The 21,079-nt window shown below is 59.7% G+C and carries 20 protein-coding genes, 1 tRNA gene and 1 riboswitch; of the genes, 9 read left to right on the forward strand and 12 right to left on the reverse strand.

From position 1 onward, the window contains the following. Positions 1 to 66 precede the first annotated feature (66 nt). Positions 67 to 1,599: an alkaline phosphatase gene (locus ACP3TA_RS02295; RefSeq protein ID WP_047573624.1), complete on the forward strand. Its 1,533-nt coding sequence runs from the start codon at positions 67 to 69 to the stop codon at positions 1,597 to 1,599. A 52-nt stretch (positions 1,600 to 1,651) separates the two neighbouring features. Here ACP3TA_RS02295 and ribB read toward each other — a convergent pair whose 3' ends face one another. Continuing rightward, a complete protein-coding gene (ribB, locus tag ACP3TA_RS02300; RefSeq protein WP_033636071.1) occupies positions 1,652 to 2,305 on the reverse strand; it encodes a 3,4-dihydroxy-2-butanone-4-phosphate synthase in 654 nt (217 codons plus the stop codon). 109 nt (positions 2,306 to 2,414) lie between these two features. Continuing rightward, a riboswitch (FMN riboswitch) is annotated at positions 2,415 to 2,575 on the reverse strand. A 147-nt stretch (positions 2,576 to 2,722) separates the two neighbouring features. Between ribB and ubiK the strand changes: the two genes are divergently transcribed. Beyond that, entirely contained in the window at positions 2,723 to 2,998 is a 276-nt protein-coding gene (gene ubiK, locus ACP3TA_RS02305; protein WP_004937216.1) for a ubiquinone biosynthesis accessory factor UbiK, read from the forward strand. A 51-nt stretch (positions 2,999 to 3,049) separates the two neighbouring features. On the opposite strand, the gene hldE is transcribed toward ubiK, so the two are convergent. The 3 genes from hldE to ACP3TA_RS02320 all read right to left on the reverse strand — a co-directional run bounded on the left by hldE (position 3,050) and on the right by ACP3TA_RS02320 (position 8,748). Continuing rightward, on the reverse strand, positions 3,050 to 4,480 hold the full coding sequence (gene hldE / locus ACP3TA_RS02310) for a bifunctional D-glycero-beta-D-manno-heptose-7-phosphate kinase/D-glycero-beta-D-manno-heptose 1-phosphate adenylyltransferase HldE (RefSeq protein WP_033644597.1): 1,431 nt from the start codon (positions 4,478 to 4,480) through the stop codon (positions 3,050 to 3,052). A 77-nt stretch (positions 4,481 to 4,557) separates the two neighbouring features. After that, complete coding sequence (gene glnE / locus ACP3TA_RS02315) at positions 4,558 to 7,395, reverse strand: bifunctional [glutamate--ammonia ligase]-adenylyl-L-tyrosine phosphorylase/[glutamate--ammonia-ligase] adenylyltransferase (protein ID WP_426784491.1); 2,838 nt, start codon at positions 7,393 to 7,395, stop codon at positions 4,558 to 4,560. A 45-nt stretch (positions 7,396 to 7,440) separates the two neighbouring features. Then, on the reverse strand, positions 7,441 to 8,748 hold the full coding sequence (locus ACP3TA_RS02320; RefSeq protein ID WP_033644595.1) for an inorganic triphosphatase: 1,308 nt from the start codon (positions 8,746 to 8,748) through the stop codon (positions 7,441 to 7,443). Positions 8,749 to 9,025: 277 nt separating this feature from the next. Here ACP3TA_RS02320 and ACP3TA_RS02325 point away from each other — a divergent pair, with 277 nt between their 5' ends. Both ACP3TA_RS02325 and ACP3TA_RS02330 read left to right on the forward strand, forming a co-directional pair. After that, the gene (locus tag ACP3TA_RS02325) at positions 9,026 to 9,646 is read left to right on the forward strand and encodes a TIGR04211 family SH3 domain-containing protein (protein ID WP_033644594.1); all 621 of its coding nucleotides are present in this window, start codon (positions 9,026 to 9,028) and stop codon (positions 9,644 to 9,646) included. A gap of 122 nt (positions 9,647 to 9,768) precedes the next feature. Beyond that, positions 9,769 to 11,013: a multifunctional CCA addition/repair protein gene (locus tag ACP3TA_RS02330; RefSeq protein ID WP_033644593.1), complete on the forward strand. Its 1,245-nt coding sequence runs from the start codon at positions 9,769 to 9,771 to the stop codon at positions 11,011 to 11,013. Between the two features lie 40 nt (positions 11,014 to 11,053). On the opposite strand, the gene bacA is transcribed toward ACP3TA_RS02330, so the two are convergent. Next, entirely contained in the window at positions 11,054 to 11,878 is an 825-nt protein-coding gene (gene bacA / locus ACP3TA_RS02335; RefSeq protein WP_033644592.1) for an undecaprenyl-diphosphate phosphatase, read from the reverse strand. Positions 11,879 to 12,010: 132 nt separating this feature from the next. Further along, positions 12,011 to 12,370 carry a bifunctional dihydroneopterin aldolase/7,8-dihydroneopterin epimerase gene (folB, locus tag ACP3TA_RS02340; RefSeq protein WP_015379095.1) on the reverse strand — a complete coding sequence of 120 codons (360 nt, stop codon included), beginning with the start codon at positions 12,368 to 12,370 and terminating at the stop codon, positions 12,011 to 12,013. A 107-nt stretch (positions 12,371 to 12,477) separates the two neighbouring features. Between folB and plsY the strand changes: the two genes are divergently transcribed. Further along, on the forward strand, positions 12,478 to 13,122 hold the full coding sequence (plsY, locus tag ACP3TA_RS02345) for a glycerol-3-phosphate 1-O-acyltransferase PlsY (protein ID WP_426784492.1): 645 nt from the start codon (positions 12,478 to 12,480) through the stop codon (positions 13,120 to 13,122). 30 nt (positions 13,123 to 13,152) lie between these two features. On the opposite strand, the gene tsaD is transcribed toward plsY, so the two are convergent. Further along, a complete protein-coding gene (gene tsaD / locus ACP3TA_RS02350) occupies positions 13,153 to 14,166 on the reverse strand; it encodes a tRNA (adenosine(37)-N6)-threonylcarbamoyltransferase complex transferase subunit TsaD (RefSeq protein ID WP_170853261.1) in 1,014 nt (337 codons plus the stop codon). Between the two features lie 325 nt (positions 14,167 to 14,491). On the opposite strand from tsaD, the gene rpsU reads away from it, so the two are divergent. From rpsU to rpoD, 3 genes are all read left to right on the forward strand, one after another. After that, entirely contained in the window at positions 14,492 to 14,707 is a 216-nt protein-coding gene (gene rpsU / locus ACP3TA_RS02355; protein ID WP_001144069.1) for a 30S ribosomal protein S21, read from the forward strand. 136 nt (positions 14,708 to 14,843) lie between these two features. After that, the gene (gene dnaG, locus ACP3TA_RS02360) at positions 14,844 to 16,592 is read left to right on the forward strand and encodes a DNA primase (protein WP_025304325.1); all 1,749 of its coding nucleotides are present in this window, start codon (positions 14,844 to 14,846) and stop codon (positions 16,590 to 16,592) included. Positions 16,593 to 16,749: 157 nt separating this feature from the next. After that, complete coding sequence (gene rpoD, locus ACP3TA_RS02365) at positions 16,750 to 18,591, forward strand: RNA polymerase sigma factor RpoD (protein WP_025304326.1); 1,842 nt, start codon at positions 16,750 to 16,752, stop codon at positions 18,589 to 18,591. Positions 18,592 to 18,646: 55 nt separating this feature from the next. Here the strand turns inward: rpoD and ACP3TA_RS02370 are convergent, their stop codons facing one another. After that, a complete protein-coding gene (locus tag ACP3TA_RS02370; protein WP_060660225.1) occupies positions 18,647 to 19,099 on the reverse strand; it encodes a nuclear transport factor 2 family protein in 453 nt (150 codons plus the stop codon). Positions 19,100 to 19,115: 16 nt separating this feature from the next. Further along, positions 19,116 to 19,604, reverse strand: coding sequence for a G/U mismatch-specific DNA glycosylase (gene mug, locus ACP3TA_RS02375; RefSeq protein ID WP_033644588.1), 489 nt, complete (start codon positions 19,602 to 19,604; stop codon positions 19,116 to 19,118). A gap of 146 nt (positions 19,605 to 19,750) precedes the next feature. Here mug and ACP3TA_RS02380 point away from each other — a divergent pair. Further along, positions 19,751 to 19,826 (forward strand) — tRNA-Ile (locus ACP3TA_RS02380). Positions 19,827 to 19,932: 106 nt separating this feature from the next. On the opposite strand, the gene ACP3TA_RS02385 is transcribed toward ACP3TA_RS02380, so the two are convergent. The 3 genes from ACP3TA_RS02385 to ACP3TA_RS02395 all read right to left on the reverse strand — a co-directional run bounded on the left by ACP3TA_RS02385 (position 19,933) and on the right by ACP3TA_RS02395 (position 21,055). After that, complete coding sequence (locus tag ACP3TA_RS02385) at positions 19,933 to 20,154, reverse strand: hypothetical protein (protein WP_033651283.1); 222 nt, start codon at positions 20,152 to 20,154, stop codon at positions 19,933 to 19,935. A gap of 265 nt (positions 20,155 to 20,419) precedes the next feature. Then, positions 20,420 to 20,707, reverse strand: coding sequence for a hypothetical protein (locus ACP3TA_RS02390; RefSeq protein WP_164052767.1), 288 nt, complete (start codon positions 20,705 to 20,707; stop codon positions 20,420 to 20,422). Between the two features lie 15 nt (positions 20,708 to 20,722). Continuing rightward, on the reverse strand, positions 20,723 to 21,055 hold the full coding sequence (locus tag ACP3TA_RS02395; RefSeq protein ID WP_198809178.1) for a hypothetical protein: 333 nt from the start codon (positions 21,053 to 21,055) through the stop codon (positions 20,723 to 20,725). Between the last annotated feature and the right edge of the window lie 24 nt (positions 21,056 to 21,079).

Consider the following 21,079-nt stretch of genomic DNA (forward strand, 5'->3'; position numbering starts at 1 on the left):
TGCCGTCGACAGGGTGTTGGCAGCCCGTCGGCGCTACGGGAATCACGTCTCACCAAGGAGGAATTCATGTTCAGACTCACACTGGCAACCCGCCTGGCGCTTTCCATGTCCTTGTTAGCCACCGGGGCGGCAGCCGCCAAAGCGACGGACAACGCGCCGCTGACGCAGCGCGAAGACCCTTACTTTCTTCAGGCGCAAGCTCAGCTGCAACAGCGACTGAAACAGACCCCAAACACCAACCGCGCCAAAAACGTCATTCTGGTGGTCGGTGACGGCATGGGTTTTTCCACCGTGACCGCCGCCCGTATTTTTGAAGGACAGCAGCGCGGCGTGGACGGCGAATCCAACGTGCTGGCCTGGGAAGCCTTCCCCTATCTGGCGGCAGCCAAAACCTATTCTGCCGACGCCCAAATCACCGACTCCGCGCCCAGCGCGGTGGCGATGACCACCGGCGTCAAAACCATCAACGATCTGATGGGTCTCAACCATACGGCCGCCCTCAACAACTGCGAGGATCAGCAAACCAAGGCCGTCACCACGCTGTGGGAGATGGCCGCAACGCTCGGCATGTCCACCGGCGCCGTGACGACCGCGACCATTACCCACGCCACGCCGGGCGCCACCTATGCCCATATCGCCAACCGCGACTGGGAGTCTGACGCCAAAATGCCGGCGGATGCCCTGACCGCAGGCTGCCGCGACATCGCGCGCCAGCTGGTGGAAATGAAATACGGCAACGGCCTGAACGTGGCGATGGGCGGCGGGCGCGCCAACTTCCTGCCCGACAGCGTGAGCGATCCGGAATATCCCGGCAAGAAAGGCGCCAGAAGGGACGGCCGTGACCTGACGCAGGCCTGGCTGCAACGCTACGGCGAGCGCGGACAATACGTCTGGAATCAGGCCCAGTTCGACAAAATCGAACCGGGCAACGTCGACCATTTGCTGGCCCTGTTCGAGCCGTCGCACATGAACTTCGAGCATGACCGGCGGCAAGACGCGGCGGGAGAGCCTTCGCTGGCGGAAATGACCGGCAAGGCCATCGATATTTTGGCCAGGAATCCCGAAGGCTATCTGTTGCTGGTGGAAGGCGGGCGCGTCGATCACGGCAGCCATAACGGCAACGCCTACCGCACGCTAAGCGACGCGGTCGCCCTGAACGAGGCGGTGAAAACCATTGTCGGCAAGGTCAACCTGGACGAAACGCTGGTGATCGTGACCGGCGATCACAGCCACACGCTGACCATCGCCGGCTATGCCAAGCGCGGCAATCCTATCCTCGGCATTTCCGTCGGCGTCGACGGTAAACCTCGGCTGGGCAGCGACGGCAAGCCCTACACCACCCTCGGTTTCGCCAACGGCCCCGGCGGCGCGATCCCGCTGACCGAGCGCCCGGCATTGACCATGGAGCAAACCACCGCGCCCGACTTTATTCAGCCGGCGCTGGTGCCGCTGAAAAGCGAGACGCACGGCGGGGAAGATCTCGGCATCTACGCCATCGGCCCCTGGGCACATCTGTTCCAGGGTACGGTTGAGGAGAACTACACCTTCCACGTGATGAATTACGCCAGCCGCATCAGCGAACGCCTGTCAGAACGGTAGATACAAAAAAGCCGCATTACGCGGCTTTTTTATCGTTGAAAGCGGCCGGCTATCAGCTGGCTTTTTTCTCGTGCGCCTGGCGGTAGGCCACCAGATCTTCGATGGTCAGCACCACCATGTCGTGCTGTTTGGCGAAGGCGATCACTTCCGGCGCATGCGCCATGCTGCCATCGTCGTTGGTCAGTTCACACAGCACGCCGGCAGGTTTGAAACCGGCCATGGAGACCAGATCGATAGTCGCTTCGGTGTGGCCGCGACGGCTCAGCACGCCGCCCGGCTGCGCGCGCAGCGGGAACACGTGGCCCGGACGGTTCAGGTCGCTCGGCTTGGCGCTGTCTGCCACCGCCGCACGGATGGTGGTCAGGCGATCGGAAGCGGAAACCCCGGTGGTCACGCCCTGCGCCGCTTCGATGGTCACGGTGAAGGCGGTCTGGAACTGGCTGGAGTTGTTGGTCACCATCATCGGCAGCTCAAGCTGCTGACGGCGTTCTTCGGTGATGCATAGGCACACGATGCCGCTGCCGTGGCGAATGGTCAGCGCCATCTGCTCAACGGTCATGGTTTCCGCGGCGAAGATCATGTCACCTTCGTTTTCACGGTTTTCATCATCGAGCACCATCACGCCGCGCCCGTTGCGCAGTGCGTCGATCGCGCGTTCAACGCGTTCTGTCGGCGTGCCGAAGTCTGAAAGTAGCGTCTGATTCATGGTAAAAAACCTCATTAAAAATTATGGATTACCAGAACCAGGGCGATCTTGAGGAGTAGCTAGCAATAGCTAAAAAAATAACGCAAGCGGGCGCATGCCCGGCAGATACCGTTACTCTCTCCCATCCGGACTATAACCGTCGGCCCCGGAATTACACCGGATCTGCTGACCTCTAACCGGCCTTTACAGGCTGGCTGAGCGCTCGCGGGCTTTCACCGTAGAAGGTGATTTACCGCCGGTGGGGACTTTCACCCCGCCCTGAGAATAAGCAAGATGACTATAACGCTAATGGATAGACAGGGCAATTGGCAAAAGCACAATTCGGCCACGCGCGGCGAATGCGCTTAATGGTGTTTATCCGGCGGGCAACTCGCATTACACTAAGCGGCAGCTATTAAACTCTGAAAGGGATACGCCATGATTGACCCGAAAAAAATCGAACAAATCGCACGCCAGGTTCATGAGTCCATGCCTAAAGGCGTTCGTGAATTCGGGGAAGACGTTGAGAAAAAAATCCGTCAGGTGCTGCAGTCGCAGTTGACCCGCCTGGATTTGGTTAACCGCGAAGAGTTCGACGTGCAGACTCAGGTGCTGTTGCGCACCCGCGAAAAGCTGGCGCTGTTGGAACAGCGCATGGCCGAGCTGGAAAGCAAGCTGAGCGCGGCGCCGGCCGCCAAACAGGAAGACGAATAATTCCCGCCAAGGGCGCGCACCGCGCGCCCTTGTTCTTTACGTCGCCCGGCGTTAGCCGCGCCCGTCTTTGATCGCTTTGATGATGTTGGTGGTCGACAGGCCGTCTTCAAAGTTCAGCACTTTGACATCGCCGCCGTTGGCCCACACTTCCGCACTGCCGGCAATCTCTTCCGGCTTGTAATCGCCGCCTTTGACCAGCAGATCCGGCAAGATGTCGGCGATCAAGCGCTGCGGCGTGTCCTCCTCGAACGGCACCACCCAATCCACCGCTTCCAGCGCGCCCAGCACAATCATGCGGTTCTCCAGCGCGTTGACCGGGCGTTTTTCCCCTTTCAGGCGTTTGGTCGACGCATCGCTGTTCACCGCCACGATCAGGCGATCGCCCAGCTTGCGAGCATTGGCCAGATAAGAGACGTGGCCGGCATGCAGAATGTCGAAGATGCCGTTGGTCATCACCACTTTTTCGCCGCGCTGACGCGCCTGCGCGACGGCCTGTTTCAACTGCGCTTCGGTCATCACGCCAAAACCGGTCTCGGCGCGGCCGCGCACCGCGTTCTCCAGTTCGATCGGCGACACGGTGGAGGTACCGAGCTTGCCCACCACCACGCCGGCGGCGGCATTGGCCAGGAAACAGGACTCTTCCAGCGAGTTGCCGGCGGCCAGCGAGGCGGCCAGCACGCCGATCACGGTGTCGCCGGCGCCGGTCACATCGAACACTTCCTGCGCCTGGGTCGGCAAGTGCAGCGGCTCAACGCCCGGCTGTAGCAGCGTCATGCCGTGTTCGGAACGGGTAACCAGCAGCGCCGACAGCTCGAAATCCGCCACCAGCTTCATGCCGCGTTCCACCAGTTCCGCTTCATCCTTACAGTGGCCCACCACCGCTTCGAACTCGGACAGGTTCGGCGTCAGCAGCGTCGCGCCGCGATAGCGCTCGAAATCGGATCCTTTCGGATCGATCAGCACCGGCACCTTGGCGGCGCGCGCCAGTTGGATCATGCCCTGCACCTGGCTGAGCGCGCCCTTGGCGTAATCGGACAGCACCAGCGCGCCGATCTGCGGCAGCGCCTGCTGAATGCGCTCCAGCATCGGCTGCGGATCAACGTTGGAGAAGCCTTCTTCGAAGTCGAGACGGATCAGTTGCTGGTTGCGCGACAGCACGCGCAGCTTGGTAATGGTCGGATGGGTCGGCACCGAGACGAAGTCGCAGCGCACGTTGACTTCATTCAACTTGGCGCTCAGCGCCCGCGCCGCATCGTCGATGCCGGTCAGGCCCACCAGACGGGAAGTGGCGCCCAGCGAAGCGATGTTCATCGCCACGTTAGCCGCGCCGCCGGGACGCTCTTCGATGGTATCGACCTTGACCACCGGCACCGGGGCTTCCGGTGAAATGCGGCTGGTCGGCCCATACCAATAGCGATCCAACATGACGTCACCGACCACCAGCACACCGGCGCGGCGAAAATCAGGCAGCGTAACTTTCATCCGATAACTCCAAAAAAGAACAAAATTTTAGTGGCGCAGATATTACCACAGACCGCCGGAATACCCGCAAAAAGGTATTAATCCAGCCATTTGGCCCAGCTGGCGCGCACCTGCTCGCGCTCGGCGGCAAACAGCCCGCTGCCGACCTTGCCGGAATGTTCCTGCAGCGCCAGGTGGTGGATCTCGTCGCGCATGGTGACATAGGCCTGGGTCAGCGCGCGCGCCTCTTCATCCGGCATGATGTCGTAATTGGCCATCAGCTCGAAGATGCGCACGTTGTCCGACCAACGCGTCAGGCGCGGTTCACCCGGCGCATAGCGTAAGACCAGATATTGGGCGATAAATTCGATGTCGGTAATGCCGCCCTCATCGGCCTTGATATCAAACAGATCGCGCTGCTTGTTGCCGAGATGGTTGCGCATCTTTTCGCGCATCTCGCGCACTTCGCGCTTCAGGGTCTGCGCATCGCGCGTTTTGCACAGGATCTCGCGCCGGATCGCGTCGAACTGCTGATGCAGCGCCGGATCGCCGTGCACGATGCGCGCGCGCACCAGAGCCTGATGCTCCCAGGTCCAGGCTTCGTTTTGCTGGTAGTCGGCGAACGCCTCGACGGTGCTGACCAGCATCCCCGCGGCGCCGGAAGGCCGCAGGCGCGCGTCCACCTCATACAGAATGCCCGAGGACGTGCGGGTGCTGAACAGATGCATCACCCGCTGCGCCAGCCGCAGGTAGAACTGGCGGCCGTCGATGCAGCGATCGCCGTCGGTCATCACCTCCGGCGGGCAATCCAACAGGAACACCAGATCGAGATCGGAACTGTACCCCAGCTCCCAGCCGCCCAGTTTGCCATAGCCGATCACCGCAAAGCCGCGCCCCTCCCGCTCCTGCAAATGGGTGGGCTGGCCATAGCGCGCCACCATGTCGCTCCAGGCCTGTTGCACCACCGCGTCGATGATCGCCTCAGCCAGATAAGTCAGGTGATCGCTCACTTTCATCACCGGCAGCGCGCCGGCGATATCCGCAGCGGCGATGCGCAGCTGCTGAGCCTGTTTGAACTGACGCAGCGCCTCCAGCTTTTGCTCTTCGTCGTCTTCCGGCACCCGCAGCAGATACTGCCGCAGCTCGCTGCGGTAGGCGTCCAGCGCCACCGGCTGATACAGCGTGGCCGGATCCAGCAGCTCGTCCAGCAGCAGCGGGTAACGCGACAGCTGGTTGGCGACCATCGGCGACGCGGCGCACAGGCGGATCAGATGGCTGAGCGCCGCATGGTACTCCACCAGCAACTCGAGATAGGTAGTGCGGGTGACGATGCTCAGCAGCAGCTGCGCCAGCCGCACCAGCGCGGTCGGTGCGTCCTGGCGCGGGCATACCTCCGCCAGCAGGCGCGGCATCAGCTGATCGAGCACGTCGCGGCCGCGCGGGCCGATGGTGCGCTTGTCGACGTCGTGACGAAAATCGGCGATGGTGCGCAGCATCTGTCGACGCGCCTCTTCGTCCAGGTGCGGCGTCAGCGGCGCCAGCTCGTTCTCCTCCAGCGCGTCCTGCCACAGACTGTGATAGTGCTGGTAATCGGGATCTTCGCCGACATCCGGGCTATCGTCACCGATCAGGTCGTCGAACACCGCGCGCACCGCCTGCATGTGCACGTCCAGCGCCGCCATCAGCGCCGGCCAATCCGCCAACCCCATGCCGTAGGCCAACCGGGCCTGATCGAGCGCCTCCTGCGGCAGCGTCTGGGTTTGCTGATCGCCGATCGCCTGCAGCAGGTTCTCCAGCCGCCGCAGGAACAGGTAGGCGGCGCTCAGCGCCCGCACCTGCTTGCTTTCCAGCAGCCCCAGCTCGCCCACCGCCTGCAGCGTCGGCAGCAGCGAACGCCCCTGCAGCGCCGGTTCACGGCCGCCGCGGATCAGCTGGAATACCTGGGTGATGAATTCGATTTCGCGAATGCCGCCGGCGCCCAGCTTGATGTTGTCCTTCAGGCCGCGCCGCCGCACTTCACGGGCGATCATGCCCTTCATGTTGCGCAGAGACTGAATGACGCTGAAATCAATGTAACGACGGAACACGAACGGCCGCAGCGTTTTACGCAGCTCCTGGCTGTAGGCGTCTTCCGCCCCGCCCATCAGGCGCGCCTTCACCATCGCATAGCGTTCCCAGTCGCGCCCCTGTTCCTGGTAGTAATCCTCCAGCGCCGCAAAGCTCATCACCAACGGGCCGCTGTCGCCGAACGGCCGCAGCCGCATGTCCACGCGATAGACGAAGCCATCGATGGTCTGTTGATCCAGCGCCTTGATCAGCCGCTGGCCGAGACGGGTGAAGAACTGGGCGTTATCCAGCTCGCGCCGCCCGCCCTGAGTCTGGCCGTTTTCCGGGTAGGCAAAGATCAGATCGATATCCGACGAGAAATTCAGCTCGCCGCCGCCCAGCTTGCCCATGCCGAGGATCAACAGCGGCTGCGGTTCGCCGTCGGCATTGCACGGCGTGCCCCACTCGCGGCAACAGGTTTGGTACAGCCAGTCGCGCGCGCTGACGATCAGCGTCTCCGCCAGCCCGCTCAGCTGCAGCAACGTTTCTTCGGTCGAACACAGCCCCTGCGCCTGCGCCCAGGCGATGCGCACCAGCGTTTCGCGGCGAAACAGACGCAGCGTGCGCATCAGTTGCGCTTCGTCGCGCACCTCTTCCAGCTCGTCCTGCAACCAGGCGGCGTAGTGTTGCCACTCGCCAGGCGCCGGCGGCTGTTCGCGCAGCGTCGCCAGCCAGGCCGGCTGGGCGAGCAGCGCGTCGCTGACGAAGTCGCTCGACGCCAGCACCCACTGCTCTTGCTCGCTAAAGGCGCAGTCCGCGCCGTGAACTTCCTGAAAACGCTGCACAACCTGCTGTGCCTGAGCCTGTAACGCGGCTGAAAGTGGCGACATAGTGTATGACCCGTTCTGCGGCCCACGGCTGGCGGGCCGGCTGGATTAACGAAGCGCGCCGTTTAACCAGAATGGCGCATGCGATAAGGCCTGTTTGCGGCTGGCTTCATACCAGCCCTGGCGGCGCTCGCTCAGCGCCGCCTGCAGCTCGCGCCAGGCGTCGATATAAGGCTCGGTCTGCTCGTCGGGGTAAGCACCCGACAGCAGGACCAGCGCCGAAATCTGACGCGTCAGGCGCGGCAATTGTTCCTGATATTCATCTTCGTTCAGCGTACGGCTGAAGGCTTCTTTCAGCTCCGCGCCGCTGCGCCCCAGCATGATGTCGCTGAAGCGTTTGAAAGAACCGTCCAGTTTGGCCTGCCCTTTGGCGTCGATAAACGGCCGCCAGGCGCCGCGCACCAGCCATGATGTGAGCGCCAACTTACATTGCAGATAGGCCGCGCTGTAGCACAGGCTTTCCGGTTGCGCGGCTTTGTCCGCCAACAGCGGTTCGAGCTCGGTCAGGCGGGCGCGCAGATCGGCGCTGGCCTTGCGCGGCACCAGGCCGCCGAAGATCACCAGCGCCTGGCGGATGGTGCCGACCGCTTCGAGGACCGCCCCGCGCGCCTGCGCATCGCCGCGCAGCCACAGCTCCTCATGGTACTGCCAATGGTTGAGCGCCAGCTCGAAGGCGGCGATCATCCCCTGCTCCACGGTCGCCTTCGCCGCCGGCTTCAGCACCCGCAGCGGGCGCACCTCGCGCGGCGGATTGCCCTGCGCCAGGTGGTAGCCGCGCGCCGCCTTGCTCAGGCTGCCCTGACGCAGCCCGCCATGGGCCGCCAGCTCGCCGGCCAATGCCAGCAGATCGGCGGTGTTGCCTTTCAGCAGCTCCAGTTCGATCTCGCTCAGGGCTTCGCTGAGGTCACCGGCACGCACCTCTCCCTGATCCAAGCCAATCTCGATCTCGCTTTGGCCGTAAGTGACCACCCACTTTTCACGCGCAAAGTCGGTACGGAACAGCGGCTGCAACGCCTGCTGCAGCGCCGCGATATCACAATCCTGTGGCCAGATGTCGGCAGGAAACTGCGCCAGCGCCAGCTGCGGCTCGGCGATAGCGACGTTGTATTCCGGACGTTGGTGCAGGCCGGCCACCACTTTACCGGCGGTTTTGATGGTCATCTCATAACGATCGTCGAAACCGCGAATGCGCAGCCCCATGTCGTGATTGCGCAGGAAGTTATCGGCCGTTTCGAAGTAAATGTTGGTCAGTTTTTGCGGCGCGGAATGCTGATGCGGCCAGGCGGCAAGCCATTGCGGCAGAGCGGCCACCGCTTGCGGCGCGGCGATGAATTTCAGTTCAATTTCAACGGTCATAATTCTTTAACACCAATAAGTTATGCATTCACGTCTGTTTCAGCGCGGCGCGTTCGGCCGCCGCATACTGCCCAATGACGCACAGTTGCCGTTATCTTACCGCGATTCCCGGCGCCTTAACCCTGCTAACTGTAGAAAAAACCTGTTACGTTATAAAACGCCGCGCAACTCACAGAATCAGCCACAGTAAGATAGTTCTCATTCCGGTTTTGGCGTTGCGTCGTCAGACTGAACGCTCTACTATCGTTCCATAAATTCACCAAGAAACGATGAACTAATGCAGAAATTACGCCTGATTTGCCTTGCCGCGCTGAGCTTCAGCATCACTTGGGGCGCACATGCCGAAGATAAACGCTATATCTCCGATGAGTTAAGCACTTACGTCCATAGCGGCCCAGGTAATCAGTACCGTATTGTCGGCACTCTGAACGCCGGTGAAGAAGTCACCCTGCTGAGCGTCAACGACAGCACCAACTACGGCCAGATCCGCGATCCGAAAGGCCGCACCACCTGGATCCCACTCGATCAGCTCAGCCAGACGCCGAGCCTGCGCACCCGCGTGCCCGAGCTGGAACAGCAGGTGAAAACCCTGACCGACAAGCTGGCCAACATCGATAACACCTGGAACCAGCGCACGGCGGAAATGCAGGAAAAAGTCGCGGGCAGCGACAGCACCATCAGCAGCCTGCAGAAGGAAAACCAGGATCTGAAAAACCAGCTGGTGGTCGCGCAGAAGAAGGTTAACGCCGTTAACCTGCAGCTCGACGACAAACAGCGCACCATTATTCTGCAGTGGTTCATGTACGGCGGCGGCGTCGCCGGCGTCGGCTTGCTGCTGGGCCTGCTGTTGCCGCACCTGATCCCGCGCCGCAAGAACAACAATCGCTGGATGAACTGATCTCAGTATCGTTCAGTTTGAGTATGGGCGCCTGCGGGCGCCCTTTTCATTGGCGCCGACATCCCGCGGCCAATTCATGTAATCTGATAGACAGAGCCTTACACGATATTCAGGAGTCAACAGTGCAGATTTATCTGGTCGGCGGCGCCGTTCGCGACAGCCTGCTCGACATTCCGGTGGTCGATCATGATTGGGTGGTGGTGGGCGCCACGCCGGCCGAGCTGCTGGCATTGGGCTACCAGCAGGTCGGCAAAGACTTTCCGGTATTCCTCAATCCCGACACCCACGAGGAGTACGCGCTGGCGCGCACCGAGCGCAAATCCGGCCAGGGATACACCGGTTTTACCTGCTATGCCGCGCCGGACGTCACGCTGGAGGAGGATCTGCTGCGGCGCGATCTGACCATCAACGCCATCGCCCGTTCCGCCGAGGGGGAGCTGATTGATCCTTACGGCGGCGTGGCCGATCTGCAGGCGCGCGTGCTGCGCCACGTTTCCGACGCCTTCGGCGAAGATCCGCTGCGCGTACTGCGCGTGGCGCGCTTCACCGCCCGCTTCGCCCATCTGGGTTTTCGCATCGCCGACGAAACGCTCGCCCTGATGCGCCGGATGGCGCACAGCGGTGAACTGGCCGCGCTGACCGCCGAACGCGTCTGGAAAGAAACGGAAAAGGCGCTGCAAAGCCAGAGCCCGCAGGTCTATTTTCAGGTGCTGCGCGACTGCGATGCGCTGGCGGTGCTGTTCCCGGAAATCGACGCGCTGTTCGGCGTGCCGGCTCCCGCCAAGTGGCACCCGGAGATCGACACCGGCGTGCACACGCTGATGGCGTTGGCGATCGCCGCCCGCCTCACGCCGGAGGTGGACGTGCGCTTCGCCACCCTGTGCCATGACCTCGGCAAGGGATTGACGCCAAAAGAGTTCTGGCCGCATCACCACGGCCACGGCCCGGCCGGCGTGCGGCTGGTTGAGGCGCTGTGCCAGCGGCTGCGGGTGCCTAACCCGGTGCGCGATCTGAGCAAGCTGGTGGCCGAGTACCATGATCTGATCCACACCGTGAACAAGCTGCGGCCGGAGACCCTATTGAAGCTGTTCGACGCCATCGACGTCTGGCGCAAGCCGCACCGGCTGGAGCAGATGATCCTGACCAGCGAGGCGGACGCGCGCGGCCGTACCGGCTTTGAGGAGAATCCCTATCCGCAGGGCGACTATCTGCGCCAGGCGTATCAGGTGGCGAACGCGGTATCTATTAAAGAGGTGGTGGCCAGCGGGCTGCAGGGCACCGCGATCCGCGACGAGCTCAAACGCCGCCGCCAGCAGGCGCTGGCCGAGTGGAAGCTCACCCAAACCATCATCAACGATCAGGCATAAAAAAACCCCGCGGAGCGGGGTTTTTTCTTGGCGTGAAGGCTTACAGGAACACCATGTAAACCACGGCCGCCACGATAAAGCGGTAGATAGCGAACGGTACGAACGAGATGCGTTTGATCAGCGACAGGAAGGTCTTGATCGCAACCAGCGCCACCACGAAGGCGGTGACGAAACCGACGGCGAACATCGGCAGGTCGCCCCAGGTCAGGAAGTGCAGGCTCTTATACAGATCCAGGCCGCTGGCACCAATCATCATCGGCACCGCCAGAATGAAGGAGAACTCGGACGCCGCATAGCGGTTCACGCCCACCAGCATGCCGCCGGCGATAGTGGAACCCGAACGGGAGAAGCCCGGCCACAGCGCCAGACACTGGAAGCAGCCGATCATGAACGCCTGACGGTAAGTGATGTCATCCAGCCCTTCCGCGCTAGGCTTCTTCGGCTTCAGCCATTCCGCCGCCAGCAGCAGCAGGCCGCCGACCACCAACGCGTACATCACGTTTTTCGGCGCAAACAGCGACTTGATGAAATCATGGAAGGCCAGCCCCAGCACCACCGCCGGGATCATCGCCAGCAGGATGTGCCCCAGCTTCAGCTGGCCGCTGGTTTTGCCTTCGTGCTCCACCGGCTTGCCGCCGAAATGGATGCCGATCAGACCGAACAACCGGCGCCAGAACATCACGACGACGGCCAGGATCGACCCCAGCTGGATAATGACTTCAAAGGTTTTGGCTTTGTCGCCGGTAAAGCCCAGCCACTCGCCGACGATGATCATATGCCCGGTGGAAGAAACCGGCAAAAATTCGGTTAATCCCTCGACAACCCCAAGAACAAACGCAATAAACAGTGAATGCATGTCTGCCATGTGCTTCGCTCACCCCATAAAATAACGGCTATCACATAAAAAAGCGGCAATGCTTAAAGACAATGCCGCTAAAACAATTCTCAGGATTAAGACCAGGTTAACGGTCTTTCGTTGCAAGCAGATGACATAAAATCATGCGGGACGGGTGCCGCGCTCAATGATCACGCCGACCCGATTGGCATGTGCTACAGCGCCCGGTTTGCTGACCTTAATACGGACCCAGGGGGAATTGAAGCGCTGGAGCAAAATTTCAGATATTTCCTCCGCCACGCGCTCCACCAGCGCGAACCGGTTCGACTCCACGTGTTGGATCACGGCATCGCTGACGTCGGCATAGCTCAGACAGTCATTTACGTCGTCGCTGGCGGCGGCCGGCCGGTTATCCCAGCCCATTTCGATATCGAACACCAGCTTCTGACGAATGCCCTGTTCCCACTCATAAACGCCAATGGTGGTAATTACGGTAAGCTCTTCAATAAATACGATATCCATCACGTCATTCTCTGTTTTTGGCCTTGCCGGATACCACTTCCAGCGGAATGTGCGTATTATCCATAGATGTTGCGAGTAAAACGACCATTATTAAACGGAACCGCGTTATGAGTGCTACCGCGCTTGGCATGATTATCTTCGCGTATCTGTGCGGCTCGATTTCGAGCGCGATCCTGGTTTGCCGGATCGCCAGGCTGCCGGACCCGCGTGAACATGGCTCAGAAAACCCCGGGGCGACCAACGTCCTGCGCATCGGCGGCCGGCTGGCGGCGGCGGCGGTGCTGGTGTTCGATATTCTGAAAGGGATGTTGCCGGTCTGGCTGGCCTACAAACTCAATGTGCCGCCGCTGTATCTGGGCCTGACGGCGATCGCCGCCTGTCTTGGGCACATCTATCCGGTGTTCTTCCACTTCCGCGGCGGTAAAGGCGTGGCGACGGCGTTTGGCGCCATCGCGCCTATCGGCTGGGATCTGACCGGCCTGATGACCGGCACCTGGCTGCTGACGGTGTTGCTCAGCGGCTACTCTTCGCTCGGCGCCATCGTCAGCGCGCTGATCGCCCCGTTCTACGTCTGGTGGTTCAAACCGCAGTTCACCTTCCCGGTGGCGATGCTCTCCTGCCTGATCCTGATGCGGCATCACGACAATATTCAGCGCCTGTGGCGCGGCCAGGAAGGCAAGATTTGGGGCAAGTTCCGCAAGAAGAAAAACGACGCGGATGAGGATAACGGCGACCAGCCGAAAGACGAATAACGTAAGGGCCGGATAATCCGGCCCTTTGTTTTATACCGCAGGCAGTTCCGCCAGCGGCCAGCGCGGCCGCACCGACACGCTCAGCTCCGGGTTGGCGCCGCTCTTCAGCCGCACCATGCCGGCATAGGCGATCATCGCGCCGTTGTCGGTGCAAAATTCCGGGCGGGCATAGAACACTTCCCCGCCGCGTTTCTGCATCATCTCCGCCAGTTTGGCGCGCAACGTGCGGTTGGCGCTCACGCCGCCGGCCATCACCAGGCGTTTGAAGCCGGTTTGCTCCAGCGCGCGTTTGCATTTGATCGCCAGCGTATCCACCACCGCATCCTCGAAGGCGCGGGCGATGTCGGCACGCGTCTGATCGTCGTTGCCGTTGGAGCGGATGGTGTTGGCGGCGAAGGTTTTCAGGCCGGAGAAGCTAAAGTCCAGCCCCGGACGATCGGTCATCGGCCGCGGGAAGGCGAAACGCCCCGCCGTGCCCTGCTGCGCCATCTTCGACAGCATCGGCCCGCCGGGATAATCCAGGCCGAGCAGCTTGGCGGTTTTGTCGAACGCTTCGCCGGCGGCATCGTCGATCGACTCGCCCAGCAGTTCATATTCACCGATGCCGGTGACGCTGATCAGTTGAGTGTGGCCGCCGGAGACCAGCAGCGCGACGAACGGGAACGCCGGCGGGTTATCTTCCAGCATCGGCGCCAGCAGGTGGCCTTCCATATGGTGCACCGGCACTGCCGGCACGTTCCAGGCGAACGCCAGCGCACGCCCCACGGTTGCGCCGACCAGCAGCGCCCCCACCAGGCCCGGCCCGGCGGTGTAAGCCACGCCGTCGATATCGGCCGGGGTCAGGTTGGCCTCTTTCAGCGCCGCCTGAATCAGCGGCACGGTTTTGCGCACGTGATCGCGGGAGGCCAGTTCCGGCACTACGCCGCCGTAGTCGGCGTGCAGCTTCACCTGGCTGTATAATTGGTTGGCCAACAAACCGGTTTGATCGTCATACACTGCAATTCCGGTTTCATCGCAGGACGTTTCTATACCCAGTACTCGCATTACATTTCCCATCATTCACGTGCGGCCGCCAGTCTACCACATTCCGCCGCATTTACCGCCGATGCGGCGCATCTTGTCACCGGCTTGCGCCTATGTCGATGATTCATCCAGAAAATGCCCGAGCGATTAAACACGAGCATTTTTTTCTGATTAGTCTATAATCAGCGCCCGGTGCAAAATTGCGCACGTTGCGGCAGAGCGACGCGGGTTTCAATTTGCGGTGATGCTTTACAAAGCAGCATCCATTGGAGTAAAATTCCGCACCATTTTGAAAAGGCTGGCGCTTGGCCAGCAGCAAACCGAATTTTATTGAGGTGAGAGGCACATGCCGGTAATTAAAGTACGTGAAAACGAGCCATTTGACGTTGCTCTGCGTCGTTTCAAACGCTCTTGCGAAAAAGCAGGTGTTTTAGCTGAAGTTCGTCGTCGTGAGTTTTATGAAAAACCAACTACCGAACGTAAACGCGCTAAAGCTTCTGCTGTGAAACGTCACGCGAAGAAACTGGCTCGCGAAAACGCACGCCGCACTCGTCTGTATTAATTCTTCGGGGGCAACCCCACCGCGTGAATTTCTGATTTTCAAAATCGCGCAGACCGAGTAGTTGCATACGAAGGCCGTGCTTTCCGAAAGGAATGCGCGGCTTGTTCTCGTTTATAGGCTAATGAAGTAAGGGCTTATGGCTGGACGAATTCCGCGCGTATTTATCAATGACTTGCTGGCTCGCACCGACATCGTCGATTTGATCGACGCCCGCGTGAAGCTCAAGAAGCAAGGCAAGAACTACCACGCGTGCTGTCCGTTCCACCACGAAAAGACGCCTTCATTTACCGTTAATGGCGAAAAGCAGTTTTATCACTGTTTTGGATGTGGTGCGCACGGCAACGCCGTCGACTTTTTGATGAATTACGACCGACTCGAGTTTGTCGAAACCATCGAAGAGCTGGCGACCATGCACGGGTTGGAAGTGCCTTACGAAGCGGGCACCGGGCCGACCCAGATCGAACGCCATCAGCGCCAGAGCCTATACCAACTGATGGAACAGCTCAGCGCGTTCTATCAACAGTCACTGCAGCAGTCCTCCGGGGCGCCGGCGCGCAGCTATTTGCAGCAGCGCGGATTAAGTGACGACGTTATTCGCCATTTCGCCATCGGCTTCGCGCCGGCGGGATGGGACAACGCCCTGAAGCGTTTCGGCCGCGACGCCGACTCGCGCCGCGCATTGAACGATGCCGGCATGCTGGTGACTAACGATCAGGGGCGTTCGTACGACCGTTTCCGCGAACGGGTGATGTTCCCCATCCGCGACAAGCGCGGGCGCGTCATCGCCTTCGGCGGCCGCGTGCTGGGCGACGGCATGCCCAAGTACCTGAACTCGCCGGAAACCGAAGTTTTCCATAAGGGCCGCCAGCTGTACGGCCTGTATGAAGCACAGCAGAATCACCCTACCCTGCAGCGGCTGCTGGTGGTGGAAGGGTATATGGACGTGGTGGCGTTGGCGCAATTCGGCATCGATTATGCCGTCGCCTCGCTCGGAACCTCGACGACGGCTGAACACATTCAGCTGCTGTTCCGCGCCACCGACAACGTCGTCTGCTGTTACGACGGCGACCGCGCCGGCCGCGAAGCGGCCTGGCGGGCGCTGGAAACCGCGCTGCCGTACCTGAACGACGGGCGCCAGCTGCGGTTCATGTTTTTGCCCGATGGCGAAGACCCGGACACCCTGGTGCGCAAGGAAGGCAAAGAAGCCTTCGAACAGCGAATGGAGCAGGCGCAGCCGCTGTCCACTTTCCTGTTCGAAAGCCTGCTGCCGCAGGTGGATTTGAGCAGCCCGGACGGGCGCGCCAAGCTGAGCACGCTGGCGCTGCCGCTGATTACTCAGGTGCCGGGCGAAACGTTGCGCTTGTACCTGCGTCAGGAGCTCGGCAACAAGCTGGGGCTGCTGGACGACAGTCAGCTCGACAAGCTGATGCCCAAGCAGGCTGAAAATGCGAATCCTTATCAGGCGCCCCAGCTAAAACGCACAACCATGCGTATACTGATAGGGTTACTGGTGCAAAATCCGCAGTTGGCTACACTTATCCCTTCGCTGGAAGGGTTGGAGCAGACCAAACAGGCGGGATTGCCGCTGTTCGTCGAACTGGTGCAGACCTGTTTGGCGCAGCCGGGCCTGACAACCGGGCAATTGCTGGAGCTGTATCGCGACAACAAATTCAGCCAGCAGCTTGAAACCTTGGCGACCTGGAACCATATGATCGTTGAGGACATGGTCGAACAGACCTTTTTGGATACGTTGGCCAGCCTGTACGACTCGGTGCTCGAGCAACGGCTGGAAACGCTGATCGCGCAGGCCAGAACGCGCGGCCTGAGCCCGGAGGAACGTGAAGAAGTCCGTTCCCTCAACCAGGTTTTAGCGAAGAAAAACTGAATACCAAACGGCTTAAGTGCCGATAATTGCGAGGGCAGAGCCCTGCACAGTGCCGCCATAGTGGGCCGCGGCGATAACGAAAACGCCCCAAATGCTATTGTTGGCGGTTTCGCCGACCGACACCAACCTAAATACTCTGAAGTGTGGATACCGTCTTATGGAGCAAAACCCGCAGTCACAGCTGAAGCTACTTGTCACCCGTGGTAAGGAGCAAGGCTATCTGACCTATGCTGAGGTCAATGACCATCTGCCGGAAGATATCGTCGACTCCGATCAGATCGAAGACATCATCCAGATGATTAACGACATGGGCATCCAGGTGATGGAAGAAGCACCGGACGCCGATGACCTGCTGCTCGCCGAAAACTCGAACAGCACGGACGAAGATGCGGAAGAAGCCGCCGCACAGGTTCTGTCCAGCGTGGAATCCGAAATCGGCCGCACCACCGACCCGGTGCGCATGTACATGCGCGAAATGGGTACCGTCGAACTGCTGACGCGCGAAGGCGAAATCGACATCGCCAAGCGCATCGAAGACGGCATCAACCAGGTGCAGTGCTCGGTTGCCGAATACCCGGAAGCCATTACCTATCTGCTTGAGCAGTACGATCGCGTCGAAGCGGGCGAAGCGCGCCTGTCCGATCTGATCACCGGCTTCGTCGATCCTAACGCGGAAGAGGACATCGCCCCAACCGCGACCCACATCGGTTCCGAACTGTCGAGCGAAGAGCAAGACGACGACGAAGAAGATGAGGATGCCGAAGACGACGACACCGAAGACGACAACAGCATCGATCCTGAGCTGGCGCGTCAGAAGTTCGCCGAACTGCGCGATCAGTATGAAGCGACGCGTCTGGTGATCAAAAAGAACGGCCGCAGCCATGCCAGCGCCGCGGACGAGATCCTGAAGCTGTCTGAAGTGTTCAAGCAGTTCCGCCTGGTGCCGAAACAGTTCGACTTCCTGGTCAACAGCATGCGCACCATGATGGATCGCGTTCGCACCCAGGAACGCATCATCATGAAGCTGTGCGTTGAACAGTGCAAAATGCCGAAGAAAAACTTCGTCACCCTGTTCGCCGGCAACGAAACCAGCGATTCCTGGTTCGAAGCCGCACTGGCGATGGCCAAGCCATGGTCGGAAAAGCTGAAAGACGTGGCTGAAGACGTGCAGCGCAGCCTGCAGAAACTGCGTCAGATCGAAGAAGAAACCGGCCTGACCATCGAGCAGGTCAAAGACATCAACCGTCGCATGTCGATCGGTGAAGCGAAAGCTCGCCGCGCGAAGAAAGAGATGGTTGAGGCCAACCTGCGTCTGGTTATTTCCATCGCCAAGAAATACACCAACCGCGGCCTGCAGTTCCTGGATCTGATCCAGGAAGGCAACATCGGCCTGATGAAAGCGGTAGACAAGTTCGAATACCGCCGCGGCTACAAGTTCTCGACGTACGCCACCTGGTGGATCCGTCAGGCTATCACCCGCTCCATCGCCGACCAGGCGCGCACCATCCGTATCCCGGTGCATATGATTGAGACCATCAACAAGCTCAACCGTATTTCGCGCCAGATGCTGCAAGAGATGGGCCGCGAGCCGACGCCGGAAGAGCTGGCCGAGCGCATGCTGATGCCGGAAGACAAGATCCGCAAAGTGCTGAAGATCGCCAAAGAGCCAATCTCGATGGAAACGCCGATCGGCGACGACGAAGATTCGCATCTGGGCGACTTCATCGAGGATACCACCCTCGAGCTACCTCTGGATTCCGCGACCTCGGAAAGCCTGCGTTCCGCCACCCACGACGTGCTGGCCGGCCTGACCGCGCGCGAAGCGAAAGTGCTGCGCATGCGTTTCGGCATCGACATGAACACCGACCACACGCTGGAAGAGGTTGGCAAGCAGTTTGACGTTACCCGTGAGCGTATTCGTCAGATCGAAGCCAAGGCGCTGCGCAAGCTGCGTCACCCAAGCCGCTCCGAAGTGCTGCGCAGCTTCCTGGACGACTAAGTCCGGCGGTTGCACTCAAAACAAAAACCCCGGCCTGCCGGGGTTTTTTTATGCCTCAGAACATGCTGTTGCCGCTGGCGGTCTTCTCCGGCACCGGCTGCGTCACGTCCCAGTGCTCAACGATTTTTCCGGCGCCGTCGAGACGGAAGATATCGATGATCGCCGCTGTCTTGCCGGCCTCGCGCCCGCTGACTTCCACATGCAAAATCACATAGTCACCGTCGACGAACGCCTGTTTTACCTCACTGTGCGAGTTGGGGTAACGCGTTTTCAGCAGCTCGACAAATTGACGAAAACCCGCCACGCCGTCCATGGCGTTGGGGTTATGCTGCTTGTACTGTTCCCCCAAAAACGGCCGCGCCGCCGCAAAATCCTTGTTGTTCAGCCCCTGCCGATAAAACTCCAGCACGTTCTGCTGGTTGCGCGCTTCCTGTGGTGAATGCCCCGCCTGTGCAGCGCCGGTCACCAATAACAGCACCATCACACAGCCTTTCATTATCGATGTCATCGCATACTCCCTTATGTCATTGCAGCGCCAGGAACAGCTCGCGATAGCTGGCGGTAAGCTGCTCCAACGTGGCGCGGTTCAATCCGCTGGGGTTGGGCAATACCCACACCTCGGTTTGCCCCAGCATCATCGCCTGCTTGCCCCAGGGCGCGTTTTTCACCCCGAAGGCGGTGGTGAACGCCTGCTTGCCTAAAATCGCCAGCGCGCGCGGCTGGTAGCGCAGGATCTTCTCTTGCAGCGCCTCACCGCCGCTGCGCAACTCGTCGCGCGACAGCTCGCTGGCCGCCACCGTCGGGCGCGCCACCAGCGCGGTAATGCCGCAGCCGTTATCCTTCAGCTGCTGCCACTGCTCCGGTGCCAACTGGCTCTCGGTAAAGCCGGCCTGATGGATCACCTTCCAGAAGCGGTTGCTGCCGTTGGCGAAAGGGTAGCCCTGATGGGCGGAAGAAAGGCCGGGGTTGATGCCGCAAAACACCACCCGCAGGCCAGGCGCCAGAAGTTCCATGAGTATCGTGAGTCCATTGCAGGGATTTACTGCGGTTATCGCAAAATCCGCCAGCAATTACAACAGGCTAGAACTGCGCAGAAAAGCAACATACGGGCGGGTAACAGTAGACCGCCGCTTAAGGATTCCCTATAATCTCGCGGCTTGGCCCCTTAGCTCAGTGGTTAGAGCAGGCGACTCATAATCGCTTGGTCGTTGGTTCAAACCCAACAGGGGCCACCAAATTTTTGCTTTAAAATCATATAAAAAAGCCACTTTTCTCGAAGTGGCTTTTTTATTTCTTGCTCACAGTGGCGGTAAAATGGCGGCAGTATGCCAACACTCTCAGCTATCTTTCCCCTCTTAACCAGCCTATAGCCAGACTTACCAGGAAGCCGGCAAAGAAGATCGCGACAGCCGCAGCGATAGATTTCCACCACTCATCAAACCAGAACAAGGCAACAAATGCCGCTATAGAGAACAGGCCAATGACTATGGACTCAGCCAAGTCAGCAGTTTGTCGGCCAACAAATTTAACGAACTTCACAAGAAAGGATTTTAGCCAGTTCATTGATTTTATTACTTAACGATAGGAAGTCATCATCACTTAACCATTAGTTAAAATCCAACCGCTGGCTTTTGATTGATCCATCCGCTATCGGTCACCTCTTACAAGGCTACACAAAGCAATAGTGACAAACACCAGTAACAGGAATATTGCCGCGCTCAGAATTCGTTGCCACCATTCGTCGAACCAGAACAGTGAGCCAAACGCAGCGACAGAAAATATCCCGCCCAAAATCGCTTCCACAAGGTGCGACAATCCTTTACCGAGCTTACTGCCCCAAGACTTTAGATAGCTCATGATTCACACCTTCACAGAACATTTTCGATTTGCTGGTATAGGCAACAAAGGGTTCAAGATACTCCTCCGCCAGAAAGTAGATCATGTCCAAATTTCGTGGCGTGAGCTTATGGTACGTTGAGGGATATTGTTCCCGCAAACGACGCGAAGAAACGGCGGCCTGTTCAATAATTCCTTGTAAAAGAATGATGTTTAGCCCAGCAATGGTGACACCTTTGAATACCCATTTGAAAAGTGTGCTGCCGATAACCTTTTTCAAAATATGGTGTGTGATTTACTGAACCAGAATGAACTGCGTCCCCATACGTCCTGTAAGATAACCCTCTACATGGTTTAATTTTTGGCTTAGCACGGTTTGTGTTTGCAGATCCATCCGCTGATAGCAGTCACGGATAATCACCGCTATCAGCTCACGTAGCGGGGCTTCGATACCATAGCCGGCACGAACGACCTTGATGAACCGTTCCGTTTCGATTTCATTGCGGCGCTTAAGCTCTCGACCGCCGAGCCCTGCTCCCTGCCATGTCCTACGAGCACTATAGGCAATGCCCCTTGGTAAAGACTCTATTCCCTCAAGAATTCCTTGAGCTACGGCTTTCGCATCCATAACAATCCCTTATCAGCGCCCTGG

It is taken from the genome of Serratia sp. 2C06 (assembly GCF_050037615.1).
In the GTDB taxonomy this organism is placed as follows: Bacteria; Pseudomonadota; Gammaproteobacteria; order Enterobacterales; family Enterobacteriaceae; genus Serratia; species Serratia ureilytica.

Coding starts and splice junctions, on each gene's coding strand:
- ACP3TA_RS02295 (WP_047573624.1), top strand. CDS start 67: ATGTTCAGACTCACACTGGCAACCCGCCTGGCGCTTTCCATGTCCTTG.
- ribB (WP_033636071.1), bottom strand. CDS start 2,305: ATGAATCAGACGCTACTTTCAGACTTCGGCACGCCGACAGAACGCGTT.
- ubiK (WP_004937216.1), top strand. CDS start 2,723: ATGATTGACCCGAAAAAAATCGAACAAATCGCACGCCAGGTTCATGAG.
- hldE (WP_033644597.1), bottom strand. CDS start 4,480: ATGAAAGTTACGCTGCCTGATTTTCGCCGCGCCGGTGTGCTGGTGGTC.
- glnE (WP_426784491.1), bottom strand. CDS start 7,395: ATGTCGCCACTTTCAGCCGCGTTACAGGCTCAGGCACAGCAGGTTGTG.
- ACP3TA_RS02320 (WP_033644595.1), bottom strand. CDS start 8,748: ATGACCGTTGAAATTGAACTGAAATTCATCGCCGCGCCGCAAGCGGTG.
- ACP3TA_RS02325 (WP_033644594.1), top strand. CDS start 9,026: ATGCAGAAATTACGCCTGATTTGCCTTGCCGCGCTGAGCTTCAGCATC.
- bacA (WP_033644592.1), bottom strand. CDS start 11,878: ATGGCAGACATGCATTCACTGTTTATTGCGTTTGTTCTTGGGGTTGTC.
- folB (WP_015379095.1), bottom strand. CDS start 12,370: ATGGATATCGTATTTATTGAAGAGCTTACCGTAATTACCACCATTGGC.
- plsY (WP_426784492.1), top strand. CDS start 12,478: ATGAGTGCTACCGCGCTTGGCATGATTATCTTCGCGTATCTGTGCGGC.
- tsaD (WP_170853261.1), bottom strand. CDS start 14,166: ATGCGAGTACTGGGTATAGAAACGTCCTGCGATGAAACCGGAATTGCA.
- rpsU (WP_001144069.1), top strand. CDS start 14,492: ATGCCGGTAATTAAAGTACGTGAAAACGAGCCATTTGACGTTGCTCTG.
- dnaG (WP_025304325.1), top strand. CDS start 14,844: ATGGCTGGACGAATTCCGCGCGTATTTATCAATGACTTGCTGGCTCGC.
- rpoD (WP_025304326.1), top strand. CDS start 16,750: ATGGAGCAAAACCCGCAGTCACAGCTGAAGCTACTTGTCACCCGTGGT.
- ACP3TA_RS02370 (WP_060660225.1), bottom strand. CDS start 19,099: ATGACATCGATAATGAAAGGCTGTGTGATGGTGCTGTTATTGGTGACC.
- mug (WP_033644588.1), bottom strand. CDS start 19,604: ATGGAACTTCTGGCGCCTGGCCTGCGGGTGGTGTTTTGCGGCATCAAC.
- ACP3TA_RS02385 (WP_033651283.1), bottom strand. CDS start 20,154: ATGAACTGGCTAAAATCCTTTCTTGTGAAGTTCGTTAAATTTGTTGGC.
- ACP3TA_RS02395 (WP_198809178.1), bottom strand. CDS start 21,055: ATGGATGCGAAAGCCGTAGCTCAAGGAATTCTTGAGGGAATAGAGTCT.